Origin of the sequence: Thermosulfuriphilus ammonigenes (assembly GCF_011207455.1) — a bacterium.
Classification (GTDB): Bacteria; Desulfobacterota; Thermodesulfobacteria; order Thermodesulfobacteriales; family ST65; genus Thermosulfuriphilus; species Thermosulfuriphilus ammonigenes.
This window is the reverse complement of sequence record NZ_CP048877.1, coordinates 2080916-2097978: the sequence shown is the minus strand read 5'-3', so window position 1 is coordinate 2097978 and position 17063 is coordinate 2080916. Positions and strand designations below refer to the sequence as shown.

Annotated in this window: 13 protein-coding genes and 1 pseudogene; 9 read left to right on the top strand and 5 right to left on the bottom strand. The window is 53.2% G+C overall.

Features of this window, described 5'->3' with window-relative positions; genetic code table 11:
* The first annotated feature begins 140 nt into the window (after positions 1–140).
* From prmA to G4V39_RS11345, 8 genes are all read left to right on the top strand, one after another.
* On the top strand, positions 141–1052 hold the full coding sequence (gene prmA, locus G4V39_RS10205) for a 50S ribosomal protein L11 methyltransferase (protein WP_166032836.1): 912 nt from the start codon (positions 141–143) through the stop codon (positions 1050–1052).
* On the top strand, positions 1019–1753 hold the full coding sequence (locus G4V39_RS10200; protein WP_166032835.1) for an RsmE family RNA methyltransferase: 735 nt from the start codon (positions 1019–1021) through the stop codon (positions 1751–1753). Before prmA ends, G4V39_RS10200 begins: the two co-directional genes overlap by 34 nt.
* A gap of 175 nt (positions 1754–1928) precedes the next feature.
* Entirely contained in the window at positions 1929–2240 is a 312-nt protein-coding gene (locus tag G4V39_RS10195) for a c-type cytochrome (protein WP_210412098.1), read from the top strand.
* 17 nt (positions 2241–2257) lie between these two features.
* A complete protein-coding gene (locus tag G4V39_RS10190) occupies positions 2258–3715 on the top strand; it encodes a DUF3373 family protein (protein ID WP_166032834.1) in 1458 nt (485 codons plus the stop codon).
* Positions 3716–4149: 434 nt separating this feature from the next.
* The gene (locus G4V39_RS10185; protein WP_181494268.1) at positions 4150–5577 is read left to right on the top strand and encodes a methyl-accepting chemotaxis protein; all 1428 of its coding nucleotides are present in this window, start codon (positions 4150–4152) and stop codon (positions 5575–5577) included.
* 85 nt (positions 5578–5662) lie between these two features.
* Complete coding sequence (gene queA / locus G4V39_RS10180) at positions 5663–6685, top strand: tRNA preQ1(34) S-adenosylmethionine ribosyltransferase-isomerase QueA (RefSeq protein ID WP_166032832.1); 1023 nt, start codon at positions 5663–5665, stop codon at positions 6683–6685.
* Between the two features lie 131 nt (positions 6686–6816).
* Positions 6817–8214 (top strand): sensor histidine kinase, encoded by a 1398-nt coding sequence (locus tag G4V39_RS10175; protein WP_166032831.1) that lies wholly within the window; start codon positions 6817–6819, stop codon positions 8212–8214.
* A gap of 9 nt (positions 8215–8223) precedes the next feature.
* On the top strand, positions 8224–8907 hold the full coding sequence (locus G4V39_RS11345; RefSeq protein WP_246169676.1) for a rhomboid family intramembrane serine protease: 684 nt from the start codon (positions 8224–8226) through the stop codon (positions 8905–8907).
* Between the two features lie 69 nt (positions 8908–8976).
* Here the strand turns inward: G4V39_RS11345 and G4V39_RS11340 are convergent.
* The 3 genes and pseudogenes from G4V39_RS11340 to G4V39_RS10155 form a co-directional block, all read right to left on the bottom strand.
* Positions 8977–9462: pseudogene (locus G4V39_RS11340) on the bottom strand (tRNA (adenine-N1)-methyltransferase); the annotation flags it as partial.
* 210 nt (positions 9463–9672) lie between these two features.
* Complete coding sequence (locus G4V39_RS10160; protein WP_166032829.1) at positions 9673–11091, bottom strand: aminopeptidase; 1419 nt, start codon at positions 11089–11091, stop codon at positions 9673–9675.
* A gap of 32 nt (positions 11092–11123) precedes the next feature.
* The gene (locus G4V39_RS10155) at positions 11124–11483 is read right to left on the bottom strand and encodes a PilZ domain-containing protein (protein WP_166032828.1); all 360 of its coding nucleotides are present in this window, start codon (positions 11481–11483) and stop codon (positions 11124–11126) included.
* A gap of 247 nt (positions 11484–11730) precedes the next feature.
* On the opposite strand from G4V39_RS10155, the gene G4V39_RS10150 reads away from it, so the two are divergent.
* The gene (locus G4V39_RS10150) at positions 11731–14280 is read left to right on the top strand and encodes an RIFT barrel domain-containing protein (protein WP_166032827.1); all 2550 of its coding nucleotides are present in this window, start codon (positions 11731–11733) and stop codon (positions 14278–14280) included.
* Here G4V39_RS10150 and G4V39_RS10145 read toward each other — a convergent pair.
* Together G4V39_RS10145 and G4V39_RS10140 are read right to left on the bottom strand one after the other, a co-directional pair.
* Complete coding sequence (locus G4V39_RS10145; RefSeq protein WP_166032826.1) at positions 14277–16088, bottom strand: asparagine synthetase B family protein; 1812 nt, start codon at positions 16086–16088, stop codon at positions 14277–14279. The two genes, G4V39_RS10150 and G4V39_RS10145, sit on opposite strands and share 4 nt — an antisense overlap.
* 9 nt (positions 16089–16097) lie before the next feature.
* A complete protein-coding gene (locus G4V39_RS10140; protein WP_166032825.1) occupies positions 16098–17057 on the bottom strand; it encodes a UbiA prenyltransferase family protein in 960 nt (319 codons plus the stop codon).
* Positions 17058–17063: the final 6 nt, after the last annotated feature.

Below are 17063 nucleotides of genomic sequence, written 5' to 3'. Positions count from 1 at the left end.
GTAAGGCTGCAGGCGGCTACACGAGATCGCCGTCAGCTCCTTCCCTTTCCGGGGGCTTATCCCTAAGGCATGAAGGCACGATGTTTCCAGGATCAAAAGCCAAACTTGAGGTCTGAAGAATCACCTGAGGTCTTGAGTCAATGAAAAAGCTCTGGATCGAAGCCGCAGTTACCGTGCCCCAGGAGGCCGCCGAGGCCGTGGGCTACTTTTTAAGCAATCTCACCGGCAGGGGGGTAGTGGTGGAGTCCCTGCCTCCGGACAGCGGAGATGAACCTTGGCGAGAGCGAATCAAGGCCTATTTTAGTGAAGAAGATGTCCTCTCCTCGTCTCTGGGTCAGCTTCTACGCTATTTGGCCGATCTCGAGGAGACCTTTCCCGGAGTTCTTAAATGGCCGGTGGAAACCCGGCTCCTTTTTGAGGAGGATTGGACCAGGGGTCTCAAAGAGCTCTTTGCCCCTCGCCGATTGGGCAAAAAGATAGTCGTTAAGCCTTCCTGGGAGGTCTATATTCCCCGACCGGAAGATATTGTCGTGGAGATAGACCCGGGCCTGGCCTTCGGAACCGGAAGTCACCCCTCAACCTATTTAGTAATAGAGATCCTGGAGGAGCTTTTTGAAAAAGGGCTCTTCTGTCCCTACGTGCTGGATGTGGGCACCGGCACCGGGATCCTGGCCATCTGCGCCGCCAAATTAGGGGCCAAGGCCGTGGTGGGAATAGACATTGATCCAGAGGCCGCCGAGGTGGCCCGGAATAATGTCCTCAAAAACGATGTCCACAGACGGGTGACCATCACCACCAGCCCTATTTTCCAGCTGGCCGATCTCTTTGATCTTGTTCTGGCCAACATCGGGGCCTATGAGCTAGAACTCCTGGCTCCAGATATCGCTAGGCACCTTAAGACCGGGGGCCTGGCCATCCTCTCCGGTATCCTTAAGGAGCAAAAAGAAGGGCTTGTTGAGACCTACGGGAGGCATAACTTTCTTCTCCTTGAGGAAAGAATCGACAAAGAATTCGGAGAATGGACGGCTCTTGTTCTCAGAAAGATGGCTTAAGGCGCCTCTTCTGCCCCCAGGCCCAGGCGGGAGAGAGACTCTGGCTTTCCCCGGAAGAAGGCCACCACCTGGCTCGAGTCCTCAGGGCCAGAGCGGGCCAGGAAATCTTGCTTCTTGATGGAAAGGGCGGGCTCCTGCTGGCCCGGGTGATAAAAATCGACAAAAAAGGGGTATTGGTGGAGGGAATAAAAAGCCTGGTCAAGGCCCCCCCGCCGCCGGCCCTTACCCTCCTTCAGGGGTTAATAAAAGGCGAAAGGCTTCGCTGGCTTGTCCAGAAAGCCACCGAACTGGGAACCACCAGAATCGTTCTCTTTCAGAGCCGCTACAGTATCGTCCACCGACCTGGAAAGGAAAAGCTCAAAACCCTTGAGCGCATCTCCATAGAGGCCCTCAAACAGTCCGGACGACTCCACCTCCCGGAGATAATTGGTCCTCTTCCTTTTAAAGAGGCCCTCAAGAATTTTCGAACGGCTACAAACCTTATCCTCCATGAAAAAGAAGAACAGAGAAGACTGCCCGAAGCTCTTAACTCCGCCCCCCTTACCCTTGCAGTCGGCCCTGAAGGAGGTTTTAGCCCGGAGGAGGTGGAGTTGGCCCAAACTCTTGGCTATCTCTCCGTCCGTCTGAGTCGGGCCACCCTTCGGGCAGAGACCGCGGCTCTGGCCGCCGTAGCTGTAGCCGCCAGCAAGTTCGATCTTTAACACCTCCCTGGTCAAAATTTATCCCTCCAGGGCTCTTTTCAGACAAAGTTCAAAAATTGCTTGCAGCAATTTTTGAAATGAAATTTTGCATCTTTCAGCAAAGAGAAAAATTTCACTTAAGAACCGCAACTTGTCCTCCGATAAGGCCTTACAAAGCTGAAGCGAAGGAGGCTTTATGAAACGGGTTCCCCTTCTCGCTGTTTTGGTGTTCATGTCTTGTCTTTGGTCTTTTTCACCATCCTTTGCCGGAGGCCAGGAACTTTTTCTTTCCAAGTGTGGTTCCTGCCACCGCAAAGGAGGCCAGGCCCCGCCGGTTAATCCCGCCGACAAAGCGGCCCTGGTCTGGAAAAAATACTTCCGCCGCCAGCGTCATCCAGTAGACCTCAGCTCAAAGATCGCCCCTCAAGAACTCCAGGAGATTGTCTCCTATCTTGAAAGCCATGCCGCCGACAGCGATCAGCCCGAGGCTGCGGTCATCCCCAAGTAAGGAAAGGAGGAGAGTCCATGGTTAAGAGGATGATATTGACTTTGGGAGTCCTTTTGAGCCTCACCTTAGCCGCCCACTTAGCCCTGGCCCAGGAGATGGTCACCATTCCCGCTGAGGCCTACAAGGAGATCTTAAAGCGTCTGGACACCCTCCAGAAACGCGTGGAACAGCTGGAAAGAGAGCGGGCCGGAGGCCAGTCACTTGAAGCCCGGACCAAGCGAATGGAGAAAGACATTGCCGAGATTTACGATACCCTGGACGAGGTGGAGACCAAGACCCTTAAGGATAAGATCAATCTGGGGGCCGAACTCCGCACCAGGGTGGATTTCTATCGCCTGCGGGACTATCTGGACCCCAACACCCAACAGAAGGGCGACTGGGTAAACGACAACTACTGGAGTAACCGCTTTCGTCTCAACCTGGAGGCCAAGATACGGCCGAACCTTCTCTTCCATGGCCGGCTGGCCGTCTATAAAAACTGGGCCGATAGCGATCGGATCACCATGTATTCTGATCCAAATCGGGCCCATGTGCCTGACAACACCAGTCTCAAGCTTGATCGGGCCTATGTGGACTGGATCATCCCTCAGGCCCCGGTGCCCTTGGCCCTGACCTTTGGGCGGCACCCCTCCACCGAAGGCCCTCCCTTTGAATTCAAAGAAAATCGTGTCCGTCAGTCCACCTATCCGGCCCTTCTCTTTGACGGTGAGGCCGACGGCGTTGTGGCCACAATAGGTCTCGAGCGCTATCTGGGCTGGAAGAACGCCGGTTTTCGTATTGCCTACGGGAAAGGCTACCAGTCAGATGACGATTTTTATATCTACCTTGACGATCGTCGGGGGCTGGACGACTTAAACGTCTTGGGGCTCTTTTTTGAGACCGAGCTGCCAAGCCTGCCCAGGAGCCTTTTGGTCCTGAGCTGGGTTAAGGGGTGGAATTTTGTCGATCTTCCCACCAATACCCAGAAAAACCTGGGTGATATGCAAATCTTCGGCCTCCATGTTCAGGTTCCTCAGCTTTTCTCTGGACTGGACGTCTTCTTTTCTTGGGGGCTTAACAAGAGCGATGCCAATGGAAACTGGGTAAACCTCTCTTCTGTGGGCCTTGGTAATGTAGGGCTCCTTTCAACCTACGGGAACAAGGATCGCACCGGATGGGCCATCTATACCGGGTTCAGGTACACCCTTCCCTGGGCCAGGCTCAATCACCCCAAAATCGGCTTTGAGTACAACCATGGGAGCAAATACTGGTTCAGTTTTACCCAGGGTAGCACAGAGATATACAACAAACTTGCCTCAAGGGGCGATGTTTTTGACTTCTATTATATTCAACCCTTCAACAAAAATCTCTTCCTTCGGGCAGGATACACATACATAAACTATGACTACAGCCTTAGCGGATGGCACATTGGAGAGCCACAAAAAACCGATCAAGAACTAACAGACTTTTATCTCCTGTTAGATTGCCGCTTCTAGAGGAGATAAAAATGGAAGCATTAAGAAGATATTCTGTTAAAATTCGGCTATTTTCTTTACTAATAATAGCAGGATTAGCTCTCATTATACTTACTACTTTAAACTGGATAAAATTAAAAGAAGTCTCCAGCAAAGGGTTAGAAATAAAAAAGGCGGCCGAGGATTTATTAGAAGAGAGCAACTCAAACTTTGAAATCACCAAAATTATCGGAGACATTCATTCCAATCTGACACTTTTTTTGCAAACAGGAGAGAAAGATTATCTCGACAAATTCAAAGAGCAGTTCAAAAAGATAGAAGCAAAAAGAAACAAAAAAGAAATAAAGAAGATAGCAGAAGAGATAAAAGTATTTTCAATAAGAATAGAAGCCCTTAAGGAAAACAGAAAAGCCTTTCGCAATGTGGAACAAGAAATACTCAATCGTTCACTAATAGTGCAGGAACAACTCCGATCAGAAAAGGCCCTCAGACTCTGGAGGGAGATCCTGAACGCCTTTGCCGCTTATCATAAATTATCTGCTGAAATTCTTTACTCCCCAAAGGTTGTAGATATTAGCCAGATGTCAGCCAGGGTGGAAAAAACTGTCCAGAGCGTCTCCCAAAAGGCGGCTTCGCTTCCGAGTTCCGAGGCCCGGCCTCTGCGCTCTCTGGCCGATCTTCTATACGACCTGGATGATGCCGCGGCCACAGTGATGGCCATAAAGAAAAAGGTCGCCAGCAGCCAGAAGAAGGTCATGGCCGACCTTAAGCGTCTTGAGGGCCTGCTGCGCGGAAGCTCTCAAGATCTAGGCTCTCGGACCGCTGCCCTTCTTCAAGAAAGCCAGGACATCGTGGCCCAAACGGTGACTTTTTCTTTGGTGGTATTGGCACTTAGCCTTCTCTGCCTGGGCTTTTTGGGATCAGCTCTAACTAGATCTATTCTAAAGCCTATAGAGAACCTGGTGGAGATCCTCCAGATGATGTCCCGGGGTGATCTCACCCAGCGCCTGAAGACCAACGGTCGAGACGAGTTGGCCCAGCTGGCCGTCAGCTTTAACCGCTTTCTGGATCACATCACCTCGCTGGTAAGAGAGGTTAAGGGCTCGGCCGAAGAGGTGGGAGGGGCGGCCGGGGATCTCGACTCTATGGCCAAAGAAATGCTGGGCGAGGCCCAAGGATCCCTTAAGGCCTCAGAGGAAGCCCTGGGAGACACCAAGGCCCTGGTGGAATTTATGCGAGAGACGGCCACCATGATCGACAACCTGGCCCAGGCCACCCGAGAGATCGCCGAAAATACCGGCCTGGCGGCTGAAGAGGCCCAAAAATTGGCCGAAAGCATGAACCAGAGCAAGGAGATCATCGACCAGTTAAGTGGCCGGGCCCAACAGATACACTCGGTAGTGGAGCTTATTCGATCCATTGCCGATCAAACCAGCCTTCTGGCCTTAAACGCCACCATTGAGGCCGCCCGGGCCGGGGAGGCCGGAAAAGGCTTTGCCGTGGTGGCCGGCGAAGTCAAGGAGCTGGCCCGCCAGACAGCCGAGGCCACCGAAAAGATTGCCCCTATCATTGAGGCCATTCTCCAGGACATCCGGGCCGCCGTAAACAGCGTCGCCGAGAACGTAGCCGCCACCTCCAGGATGCAGGATGCGGCCAATACCGTGGCCACAGCCGTAGAGGAACAAACCGCCACTTACCAGGAAATCAATCGTCAGGTCCAGAGTTGCCAAGGGAGCACCGAGATCGTTCAGGAGCGAATTGCCTTCTTAAAGTCTGAGGCTGCCAAAAATCTAAAGGAGGCCCAGGAGCTTACCGAACGCGCCCGCCTCCTCCACCGAGAATCTCAGAAATTAAAGGAAACAGTCACTGGCCTTAAGGTCTGATGGATTGGATGGGGTCCCTAAAGGGGAGCTCCATCCATCCTTACAGGCATTGCCAGCCTTTACCAAGGCTTCTTAAAATAAGCCCATGTTCCGCCTTAAGGACTACGACTACGAACTCCCCCAGGAGCTCATTGCCCAGTATCCTCCCCAAAAACGGACTGAATCCCGGCTCCTGGTCCTCGATCGAGCCAGCGGAAGGCTCGAGCACCGCCGCTTTGGGGACATAGAAAGATACTTTCGACCTGGGGATCTTCTGGTGGTCAATGATACCCGGGTCTTTCCGGCCCGGCTTATCGGACGCAAAAGAAGTGGTGGCCGGGTGGAACTTTTGCTTCTAAGGCTACCGCAAAGCGGACCCGTCCCGGCCCTCTTTCGAGGAAAAAGGCCCCGGATAGGTCTTAAACTTATATTTCCAGAGGGGCTTGAGGCAGAGATTACGGCTGTTGGCAAAAATGGCCAAGTAGAGGTTATCCTTAAGGGCTCCGGAGATCTCCTCGAAGTTCTTGAACGCGTAGGCCATGTCCCTCTTCCGCCCTATATTCGGCGCCCGGACACTGCCGAAGACCGCTTCCGGTATCAGACCCCTTTTGCCCGCCGTCCGGGAGCTGTAGCCGCCCCTACCGCCGGCTTTCACTTCTCCGAGGAGCTTCTCTTGAGGCTGAGGGAAAGGGGGATCATCATCACCAGCATTACCCTTCACGTAGGCTACGGGACCTTTGCGCCCATGAAGGTCGAGGACATAAGGGACCACCAGATCCACGCCGAATATATCGAAGTAAGCCCCCAGACAGCCCGCCTTATAAACCTGGCCCGCCAGGAAAAGCGGGCCATCTTTGCTTGCGGGACGACCACCTTAAGGGCCCTGGAGCACGCCGGCCGTAGCGGACAGCTTGAACCAATGAAGGGCTGGTGCGATCTTTATATCTATCCGGGATTCTCTTTTAAGATAGTAGACCATCTGATAACCAACTTTCATCTGCCCCGCTCCTCGCTCCTTGTTTTAGTCTCGGCCTTTGCCGGAAGAGAGAAGATTCTGGCCGCCTATCGGGAGGCCATCACCCGGCGGTATCGCTTCTTCTCATACGGGGATGCCATGCTTATCCTTTAGGAGAGTGCTATCCTCGGGAGGAAATGATTTTGCACTCGAGGAAAGTTTTAGTAAACTTGGTCCAGATTCTGTTGCTTTCCGTGAGGTGGAAGCACCCTTGTCCATGACAAACTCTTAATCAGGTAGGCCAAATGGGTGAGGAAGTCGCTACCAAGGACTTAGAACCAATTGTCCAAAGGGTGAAACAAAAAATCAGGGATTACGAAAGATATTCCTTTAGTCATGTCCAGGGCCGGGCCCTGCGGGCCTTTTTTGATCTGGCCCAGGAGTATGAAACCTTAGACAACTTTTATCGTATCTGTGTCACCATTCCTCGAGAATTCTTGGGCTACCAGTGTCGTCTGTATATCCTGTCTAAAGACGGGCGCCTCTACCTGGTGGCCGACAGCCAAAAGGGGCTTCTGCCGCCGGGAACCATGGCTCCAAAGACCCTCTGTCTTTCGGAAACCCCCTACGAGAAAAATGGTTCCCTCTTTTGTCCCATTCGCGGGAACCGCCGCCTGATCACCAAGCTTCCCTTCCATCAGGAGGAGGAAGTCATCGGGATCCTGGAGGCCTTTCCTCTGGAGAGGATGGACGACAAAGATCGTCTTTTTTTTGAAAAATATGCCAATCGGATCGGCTACAACCTTCACAACAAGATCCTGGCCGCCGAAAACATTCGTCACTTAAGGTTTATCAACAATCTGGTGGCAGACATCGAGCACAATGTCATTGTGCCCAACCTGCGCTACCGAATCTTCTTCAACCGCCTGCGTCGAGAGTTAAAGAGACTGGGGGAGCTGGAGACAGCCTTAAGAGAGGAACTCTCCTCCTCTGAACCGCCGAATCTTGAACGTATAAAGCGTTTGGCCGCAGGGATCTTTAACATCCGATGCCAAATAGAAACAGAGATCAAAGAGATCGAAAAACACTATGAGAACACCAGTCTTTTTCTGGAGACCCTTCTGCGACGGGATCACTTCGAAAGGGGGGAGCTAGTCCTTAGAAAGCGGCCCTGCCGCTTCTACAAGGAGATAATCGCCCCCCAGCTTGAACGCTATGAGAAGCGTCTGCTTCGACGAGGCATTAAGATAGACAACCGTCTGGGCGGTATCCCTGAGGATGAGGACATCCCCCTGGCTGTGGATGTGGGGCTTCTCTCTCAGGTCTATGCCAATCTCTTCTCCAACGCTGAAAAATATACTCGGGAGGTGGAAAACCAGGGACACAAGGTGAAGTTTATGGCCTTCGGTCGAGAAATTATCCCCGATTACTTTGGCCCTGGGAAACCAGGGATAAAATTCAATGTCTTTACCACCGGCCCCCATCTCTCCCCCCAGGATGTGGAGAAAATTTTCCACGAAGGCTACCGGGGCACCAATATAGAAAACGAACCGGGCACCGGGCACGGCCTTCATTTTGTCAAGAAGGTCATCGAGGTCCATGGTGGTGTGGTCGGTTACGAGCCCAAACCCCTGGGTAACAACTTCTACTTCATTCTTCCCTTGAAAAGCGAACCGGCCCCGAGCAAGGAAGACGGCTTCTAAGCAAAGTCCATGTTTCCCCTAAGGGACAACATCCCTTCACGGACCTTCCCGGCTGTAAACTACCTTTTGATCAGCCTGAATCTGGCCGTCTTCGTCTATGAGCTCATCCTGGGGCCTAAGGGTCTTGAGACCCTGGTCAGGGAATACGGCCTGATTCCGGCCCGTTTCAACTATCTTCTCCAGGTCGATCCTTTAGCCATAGAGGGCTGGCTTGTCCCCCTTTTTAGTTCCATGTTCATACACGCCGGCTGGCTTCATCTTATTGGCAACATGTGGATGCTCTACATTTTTGGAGACAACGTCGAGGATCGGCTAGGACACGGGCGGTATCTTCTTTTTTATATCCTCTCTGGTCTGGGGGCAGCCGCCTCTCAGCTCAGCGCCCACCCCTTCTCTGGGGTGCCTATGGTCGGGGCCTCAGGGGCCATCTCTGGGGTCATGGGCGGGTATCTTCTGCTTTTTCCCCGGGCCCGAGTTTTAACCCTGGTGCCCATTTTCTTCCTGGTGACCATCGTTGAGATCCCCGCCTTCGTCTTTCTGATCTTCTGGTTTTTGATCCAGTTCCTAAGCGGAACCTTCGCCCTCCTCATCCCCGGAGAACTGAGAGGGGGAATCGCCTGGTGGGCCCACATCGGCGGTTTTATCACCGGGGCTGTGCTGATCTTCTTCCTGGCCTGGCGGCGAAGAAGATGAATATACCTTGCGAGCAAAGATGAGGTAGCCGGTGTGACCTATCATTCGATCTTCGGGCCGGAGACGTTCAGGATTGGCCTTATAGAAGCGGATCATGGTCTCTAAGACCTCCAGGGCACAAAAGGCCTCCTGTTCAAGGGATCTAAGGACCTCAGAGACCTGGTTGGCGGTGGGAACAAGGATCCCCAGGGGGGCCCCTCCCTTGAGGGCCCGCCAGGCCGAAGGAATAAGCTCCCAGGGGGTCTTCAAATCAAGAAAAAGGGCGTCAGCTACCTCTTCCTCTTCAAAGGCCCGGGCCTCAGGCCCTTTAAAAATCACCCTTTCGGTGAGTCCGGCCCGGATAAGATTCTCTTTGGCCTGCTGGAGATGACGTTCGTTATGCTCGTAGGTGATTACCCGGCCCTCCTCCCCCACCGCCCAGGCCAAGGCCAAAAGGAGGCTTCCGCTCCCGGTACCGCATTCAATCACCGTCTGCCCCGGCCCCACCCCTAATTTGAGTAAGATATAGCCAATATCCTTGGGATAGATGATCTGGGTGACCCGACGGATCTTCATGATCCGGTCGTAAATAGTCGGTCTGAGGGCAAAGAAGGCCTCCCCCTTTTTACCCCTTACCACCTCGCCAAATCTTCGCCCGACAAGAGAGGCCAGAGGGAGGCTGTCGCGATGGGTCTGAAATGAACGGTCCTCAACCCTAAGAAGATAGCTCCGGCTGGCAGAAAGGAGCAGAACCCAATCTCCCTCTTGAATGATTTCATCCATGGACTACTCGGCCTCCAGAAAGGCCCGGTAGGCCCGATGCGTCTCAAAAAGATCGACCTTGTGGCAAATCTCAAAGGGAGAGTGCATAGAAAGAAGTGGAGGGCCCATGTCAACGATATCCAGACCCTGAAAAGCCAGATACTTGGCCACCGTGCCTCCGCCACCTTCGTCCACCTTGCCGAAATCTACGGCCTGCCAGGTTACTCCGGCGCGATTTAGCACCTGACGCAGCCAGCCCATGTATTCGGCCCGGGCCTCACTGGCACCATACTTACCTCCGTGGCCGGTATACTTACTTATGGCTACCCCCCGCCCCATCTTGGCATCGTTGCGCTTTTCGTGAACCTCTGGCCAGTCAGGATCCATGCCGGCGGTAACGTCGGCAGAGATGGCCCGGGTGCGAAAAAGGAGCTCCAGAACCGAGTCGGCCTCAAGGGCCCTTTCGCCCCAGAGGCGAAGCAGACGAGAAAGGACCAGTTCCAGAAAGCGACTCTTGGCCCCGGTGTTGCCATCACTGCCGATCTCCTCCCGATCCAGAAAGAGAAGAAGCACGGTCTCCGGAAGTCTTCGGGCCTCAAGGAGGGCGGTCAGTGATGTAAAGGCACAGATGCGATCGTCTTGACCATAGCCACCCACAAAGGCCCCATCCAAGCCCACGTCTCTGGCCGGCCCGGCGGGAACGATCTCGATGTCGGCAGAGACAAAGTCTTCCTCCACCAGGCCAAAACGGTCGGATAAAATCTTAAGCACTCCCAACTTGACCCTTTCAGCAGCCCCCTCCTCCGCCGGAAAAGGGAGACCACCAAAAAGAACATTTAACTTCTCGCCGGCAATAGCCTCCGAGAGCTTCTTTTCCCCTTGAGCCTTTCGAGCCAGATGAGGCAGTAGATCATTGATACAGAAGACCGGCCCCTCCTCGCCGAGGACAAAGTCAACGCGACGACCGTCAGCCTTGATAACCACCCCGTGGATGGCCAGAGGACGGGCCAACCACTGAAACTTCTTGATTCCCCCATAATAGTGGGTCTTAAGATAGGCCAGGTCCATCTCTTCGTAGAGAGGATTGGGTTTAAGATCAAGCCGGGGGGAATCAATATGGGAGGCGATGATCTTAAGCCCTCTGGGGCCTTCCTCCCCCCGAACCGCCAGGGCCAGGGCCTTCCCGCGGTTGGTGAAGATCAGGCGCTCGCTTTTGGGGGTGGCCTCCTCAAAGAGAGAGAATCCGGCCTCCCTGGCCCGGGTGAGGATAAAATCGGCACATTCCCTTTCCGTTTTCACCTGGGAGATGAAGTCCCGATAGCCCCTGGCATATTCGAAGACCTCTTCTTCCTTGTCCCTAAGCCGATCCCAACCCAGTGGTCTTTCTTGAAAGAGCTTTCTTTTGGTCTCCTGATAGAGTTTTTTACTCGTCTTTTTAGACACGACCTCCTCCTTGAAGAAAAGGCTTCAATCCTTTATCTGATTAGTCGACCTAGCTCGGCCTCGATCTTTTCCGGATCGGCCAGATTGTAGGATAGAAGTTTCCGCAGATGGGCAAAACTTTCAAGATCGGTCTCTGTAACCACTATAGCGAAGCCGTCCGGTCCATGACGGACGACCTCACCGGTAAAGATAAGCTCGACCGGGGGCTCGGCCCCAGTAAGTTTGACCTTTACTTGACAGATTTCTCCTACAGGGGGCCTCTCGGGAGCAACCACGTAAAGACCTTTAAGGCTTATGTCTTTAAGATTCTTGGCCGCCAAGCGGCGCCGTTCAAACAGGACCTCAACCTCGGTCTTAAAGGGAACCCGGGAAAATCTGCGTCTGTCCTTCATATGCGGGCCTCCAGGAGGGATCTTTATATCACATCTGGATATCATATCGAACTAAATCCGGACCTCAGCAAATATTAATGGGAAGGGCATCGACTATTTTGTCCCTCATTAACAGGGTTTCTGTAAGGGCACCAAAAAAGAAGAGACAAAAGAAGTTTTGATATCCTCCCGATAGGAGTAAAAAGAAAGAAAAAGATTTGGTTTTTTATTATAGGCATTATTTAGCAATAACAGCATTAAAAAAATCATGCCTCCAGGGAGCCTTATCTTTCTTGAAGAACCTCTAGGTCTTAAGCGTCTTGGAGAACCCGTAAGTGTAGGGGTCCCTTGGCCCCGCGGGTTTGTCCGGGAGCCAGAAGAGCTGGCCTTAGTGGACGAAAAGGGCCAGGCCGTACCCTGCCAGGTCACCCCTTTGGTCCGATGGCCTGACAGAAGTATCAAGTGGGCCCTGGTTGATTTTCTGGCCACGCTTCCGCCCAAAGGAAAGACTACTTACTCTATTATCCAGGGGCCTCCCTCAAAGCCCCCTGTCAGCCTTAGCACCCATAAGGGGCCCGCCGGCCTGGAGATCAACACCGGAGCGGCTGTCTTCAGACTCTCCCTGGAGGATGTCCTTCCAGAGGTCGTAATTCTGCCTGAGAAAGCCCCTCAAATGCGCCTTCTCTGGCGCCTCAAAGGAAGCCGGGGCCAGGAAGTACCCTTTAAGAGAGAAAAGGCCACCTTTGAGGTCTCTGGCCCCCTACGAGCCACCTTACTTGTCCGGGGAACTTTCCGCTGCCGGCGTCAAGGGCTTGACCTCCGTTTTCGGCAGAGGCTCTCCTTTTTTGCCGGGCTTTCTATGGTTCGGGTGGAAGTAGAGCTCCTCAATCCCCGGAGGGCTCGTCATCGGGGTGGCTACTGGGATCTGGGAGATCCAGGCTCCATGTTCATCAGGGATTTCTCCTTCCTCCTTAAGACGCCCATCAGAGAGGCCTGGATTCAGCCAGATAGCCACACCGAACCCCTTTACCTCCATCCTCCTCAGATGACTCTTTATCAGGACTCCAGCGGTGGAGATAACTGGCAGAGTCGAAATCACGTAAATCGTCATGGGAAAATCCCCTTAAAATTTAAGGGGTTCCAGCTCAAGACCCCCGGGAAGATTAGCCAAGGCCTGCGGGCCACCCCTTTCCTGCGTGTGGCCGGCCTCGGGGCTCAGGTATCTTTGGGGATGACCCACTTCTGGCAGAACTTTCCCAAGGCCTTAAGGTGCCAAGAGTCAGGCTTCAGCCTGGGGCTGTTTCCGGAAGAACACGCCGATCTTCATGAACTCCAGGGAGGGGAGAGAAAAACCCACGTCTTCTGGCTGGCCTTCTCACCTGCCGGTGTTGCCCCTCCCTCCCTTCTCTGGCTCGCGGCTCCCCTTGTCCCCTGCCTTGATTCGACCTGGGTAGAAAGAAGCGGAGCCCTTAACTTCTTTCTTCCGGAGAAAGAGGACCCGCATCGTCTCTATCACCATCTACTTCAGGAGGCCATTGAAGGCCCGCAGTCTTTCTTTGTTAAGAGAGAAGTAATTGACGAATATGGCTGGCGCCATTTCGGTGACCTTTATGCCGACCATGAAAACGCCTTCAACCAGGCCTCCACTCCCCTTATATCCCACTACAACAACCAGTATGACGTGATATACGGAGGTCTCTTCCGGTTTCTCCGTTCGGGGGACAGACGCTGGTTTCATCTGGCCGATGAGCTGGCCAGACATGTCTATGATATAGACATCTATCATACAGATGAGGACAAACCTGCTTACAACCATGGCCTCTTCTGGCACACCTATCACTATGTTGACGCCTACCGGGCTACTCACCGTTGCTACTCTCGAGACGCCGGAGTTACCGGAGGAGGCCCCTCCAATGAGCACCTTTACTCCTCGGGCCTCCTTCTGCACCACCTGCTCACCGGAGACCCTCGCTCCCGGGAGGCTGTTATCGAACTGGCTGAGCACGTAATAGATATGGATCGTCCTTACAAACTCCTTACCTGGATCGACCGAAGTCCTAGTGGTCTGGCCAGCCAGACAAGAGACCCCTGGTATCACGGACCAGGGAGAGGCGCCGGCAACTCCATAAACTGCCTCCTTGAGGCCTTCCGGCTCACCCAGAGGAGAAAATATATCCAGAAGGCCGAGGAGCTCATCCGCCGCTGCATCCATCCCGAAGACGACATCCAGGCACGGGGGCTTGACCAACCCGAGGAGCGCTGGTCGTACTTGGTCTTCCTCCAGGTCTTGGGGCGCTATCTCTTCCTTAAAATGGAATGGCAGGACCTAGATGAAATGTTTGCCTATGGTCGAGCAGCCCTGCTGCACTACGCTCGCTGGATGGCCCAACACGAATACTACTATCTTGACCGCCCGGAGCTCCTGGAATACCCCACCGAGACCTGGGCCGCCCAGGAGATAAGAAAGGCCGAGGTCTTTAATCTGGCGGCTTTTTTTGCCTCAAGCGAAGAAGAGCGGCGGCTCTTCAGGGAAAAGAGTGAGTATTTTTTTGACCGGAGCCTAAAGGGGCTTCTTACCTTTAAAACCAGGCATTACACCCGCCCTCTGGCCATAATCCTTAGCACCGGCTATAGCCAGGCCTGGTTTAAAAAGAACCCCTCCCCAGAGCCTCCCCTTCCCGAGCCTCACCAGACCAGCTTTGGTCCCCCGGTGGAATTTGTTCCCCAGAAGATAAGGGCCCTGAAGAAGATCAAGCGCCTCTCTTTGGCCACCCTGATCCTGACCGGGATCGGTCTGATCCTCTGGTCGGTGAGTTAGTCAACAAAGTTTCGGAACCATAGCTCCACCCCCACCATGGTGCCCAGGAGGTGAGCATAGTTGCGCTGGCCAGAGACGTGGGCTTCATAGACCCTGCGAAGCCCCTCAGGGTGATAGATTCCCCGTTTCAAGGTTCTCTCAGCAAAAAGGATCTTCTTTATGGTTTCCCGAAAATGCTCCCTCTGCCAGCGATCAAACTCGGTATAATGCCTGAAGCCAGGCAGGCTGAGCTTTTTGAGGAGAGAGTTGAATTTGTCTGTTAGAAAAAGCCTCACTCGACCGGCATCAAGGGGGGCCCCGGTATTGGAGTTGGGAACCTTTATCAGGGCTGGCCGGTAGCGTTTGATGATCTCCAGGTGAACCTCACCGGACCAGCGTCTCTGAGGTGGAAGACGGAGAAGAAGGGCCAGGAAGTCCTCATCCAGAAAAGGAAGACGAATATCCACCTGGCTACGGAAGATGGCCAGGGAAGCCACCGCCTGGCGACGGATATACTCCTTAATGAAATAATAGAGAGAAAGATCTACAGGGTGAAGAAGGCCAGCCACCTCGCCCAGGACCTCTTCAAGGGCCTCCCGGGCCCGAGAGCTCTCTCTTTTTAGCTCCTCAGCAAGAAAAAGTTTACCGGGATCAACATCTCGAAGGACAAGATTGGCCCGCTGAAAGATAAAGCCCATGGCCTTCTCGGGGTCTTTAAGGCCGAGAAGCTCCCGGCTGGGTTGAACTGGATAGGCCAGAGAGGCCTTGGCGATCTCTCCTCCGTGGCCCCGAAGGAGGATCCTAAAGGGAGCCTGACGGAAATACTCAAGGGCGGCCTTTTCTGTGGATTCATGGGGGTGATACATTCCGTCGCTCAAGCGAATAAGGGTTTCGGCCAGATCGAGAAAGTCTTTGAGGTGTTCCTGGGTTATCTCTACAAAGACGTGTCGCGTCCCACATATCTGGGCCATCTGGGCCGAGAAGCGCTCATCCTGACAGCCCTTAAGCCCCAAGGTATAGGAGGGAATCCTTCGGGCCTCCTCTTCCATGGCTGCCAGGATGGCCCGGGAATCAAGCCCTCCGGAAAGGGAGATCCCCAGCTCTTCTTTAAAGCGTAGCCTCTTCCTGACGGCCTCCCCGAAAGCCTCTACCACTGAGGCCAGCAGACCATCTTCGTATTCTTCTTGAGAAACAAAGAGCTCCCTCAAACGCCAGTAAGGCTCTACCCGAAAAGTGCCCTCTTCAGAGAGAATCAAGACACTGCCGGGGGAAAGGAGCTTTATGTCCCTAAAAGGGGTTCGGTCTCCAAGAAGATGGCCGTAATAGAAAAAATCAGCCAGGGCCTCCATATCGGGCTCTCGGGAAACACCCGGATGACAAAGAAGGGCCTTGATCTCAGAGGCAAAAAGGACCCCTTGAGATACAAGGGTATAGTAAAGGGGTTTGAGGCCGAATTTGTCGCTTATAAGAAGGAGTCTTGAAGGCCCTTTTTCGAAGACAGCCAGGCTAAAGACCCCTCTTAGCTCTGAAAGGGCTGAGAGCCCCCTTTCTTTCAAAGATTTCTGGAGGAAAAGAGGATCAGGAGAGGGGGTCTCGCCGTAGAGCTCACCGTCAAAGACCAAGGCTATATCTTCATCTTCTAGCAGACCAGCCCCTGGCCCCAGATTGGGGAAGGAATATCCCACCCGTGACAAGGCCAGCCCTCTATCCTGGGCCACATAGAGACTCAGGTGATGCTTACGATTCTGACTCAGGGTCTGGGCCATATTCTTGGCCAGAGAGACAAAATCGCCACCTTCCTTAAGGAAAAATCCCGCAATACCAGGCATATTCTCTCCTTAAAATTCCCAAAGGGGATTGATCTGATTGGGGATCACCCGGAAAAACTTATAAAGTATGGGAATCCGGGTAAAAAGCAAAAAGATAAAAGACACCAGGCAGACGACCAGATAGACCATAAGCCCTCTTTCCTTATAGAGATGCTCCGGACGCTGGACCGGACTGTCCGGAAGAAAGCCGATTTTAAGATAATAGACGAAAAAACCAGCAAAAAGAGGGGCCACCAGAATAAGCTCTAAGTGGTAACGGATGATGAAGATGGCAAAGAAGAAGGCACAGGCTACAGCATAGTAGAAGATGCTAAGGAGAAGTCTCTCCTCATTGTAGTAGCGAAAGGAGGCCCGATAATTGCCTGCCAGTTCCTTGTCGTTTATCATCCGGTATTCGGCAAAACGTTTGGTGGCCATAAAGAAGGCCCCGGCCATCCAATAAGAGATGATCAGGGAAAGGGGAGGAACCAGATTGGGAATAAGGGCAAACCACCCCAAGAAGAGACGAAGAGGGTTGTTGATGGATTCCGTTAGGACATCTACATAGGGAACATCTTTGGTCCTGATCGGCGGAATATTATAAATAAGACCAGAAATCCAGAGCCCCAGGGCTGAAAGGAAAAAGGCCACGTTTAATAAATAGGCTATCCCCAGCCCCAGGAGGGCCAAAAGTAACCACTCGAGGTAGGCCAGCGGCAAACAGATCCGCCCTGAAGGAATGGGCCGGTTTTTTTTAGTGGGGTGGAGGGCGTCTTTGGGAGCATCAAGGATTTCATTGATAACATAGTTACTTGAGGCTACCAGACAGGCAGCCACCACAGCCAAGAAAAGATCAAGATACCGGGCTTCTTTAAATAGGCGCGGTTCGATGAAAAAGGCCAGCAGAACGCCAAGAAGCATGAAGCCGTTCTTAAACCAGTGATCTGGCCGGGCAATAGCGATATAGGCCCCTAGATCAAACCTCGCCATAAAGAA

Excerpts from the sequence above, each read along its gene's own strand:
- prmA (WP_166032836.1), top strand. The coding sequence starts at position 141 with ATGAAAAAGCTCTGGATCGAAGCCGCAGTTACCGTGCCCCAGGAGGCC.
- G4V39_RS10200 (WP_166032835.1), top strand. The coding sequence starts at position 1,019 with ATGGACGGCTCTTGTTCTCAGAAAGATGGCTTAAGGCGCCTCTTCTGC.
- G4V39_RS10195 (WP_210412098.1), top strand. The coding sequence starts at position 1,929 with ATGAAACGGGTTCCCCTTCTCGCTGTTTTGGTGTTCATGTCTTGTCTT.
- G4V39_RS10190 (WP_166032834.1), top strand. The coding sequence starts at position 2,258 with ATGGTTAAGAGGATGATATTGACTTTGGGAGTCCTTTTGAGCCTCACC.
- queA (WP_166032832.1), top strand. The coding sequence starts at position 5,663 with ATGTTCCGCCTTAAGGACTACGACTACGAACTCCCCCAGGAGCTCATT.
- G4V39_RS10175 (WP_166032831.1), top strand. The coding sequence starts at position 6,817 with ATGGGTGAGGAAGTCGCTACCAAGGACTTAGAACCAATTGTCCAAAGG.
- G4V39_RS11345 (WP_246169676.1), top strand. The coding sequence starts at position 8,224 with ATGTTTCCCCTAAGGGACAACATCCCTTCACGGACCTTCCCGGCTGTA.
- G4V39_RS10155 (WP_166032828.1), bottom strand. The coding sequence starts at position 11,483 with ATGAAGGACAGACGCAGATTTTCCCGGGTTCCCTTTAAGACCGAGGTT.
- G4V39_RS10150 (WP_166032827.1), top strand. The coding sequence starts at position 11,731 with ATGCCTCCAGGGAGCCTTATCTTTCTTGAAGAACCTCTAGGTCTTAAG.
- G4V39_RS10145 (WP_166032826.1), bottom strand. The coding sequence starts at position 16,088 with ATGCCTGGTATTGCGGGATTTTTCCTTAAGGAAGGTGGCGATTTTGTC.
- G4V39_RS10140 (WP_166032825.1), bottom strand. The coding sequence starts at position 17,057 with ATGGCGAGGTTTGATCTAGGGGCCTATATCGCTATTGCCCGGCCAGAT.